Below are 248 nucleotides of genomic sequence, written 5' to 3'. Positions count from 1 at the left end.
GAACACGCTTGTACAGCTCTTCTGCCGCATTGTAGCCCATCTTCTTCTGTCTGTGGTTGACTTCCGCAGATTCAACAATGATAGCCAGGTTACGGCCAGGGCGAATCGGAAGAGAATGGCATACGATTTTATTTCCAAGATACTCTGTGTACTCTTCATGAAGTCCCAGACGGTCATATTCTTTATCTCTGTCCCACTCTTCCAGTTTGATAACAAGGTCTACAGACTGGGTATCTTTAACACTCTCA

1 pseudogene is annotated in these 248 nt (G+C 45.2%); it reads right to left on the bottom strand.

Going from position 1 to position 248, the window contains the following annotated elements:
* Positions 1 to 248 (bottom strand): annotated as a pseudogene (locus tag JDS81_RS30010) (HPr(Ser) kinase/phosphatase); the annotation flags it as partial.

Source organism: Bacillus cereus group sp. N31, from assembly GCF_016483245.1.
In the GTDB taxonomy this organism is placed as follows: domain Bacteria; phylum Bacillota; class Bacilli; order Bacillales; family Bacillaceae_G; genus Bacillus_A; species Bacillus_A toyonensis.
The sequence above is the reverse complement of the archived record's forward strand: the minus strand, read 5'-3'. Positions and strand labels throughout refer to the sequence as shown.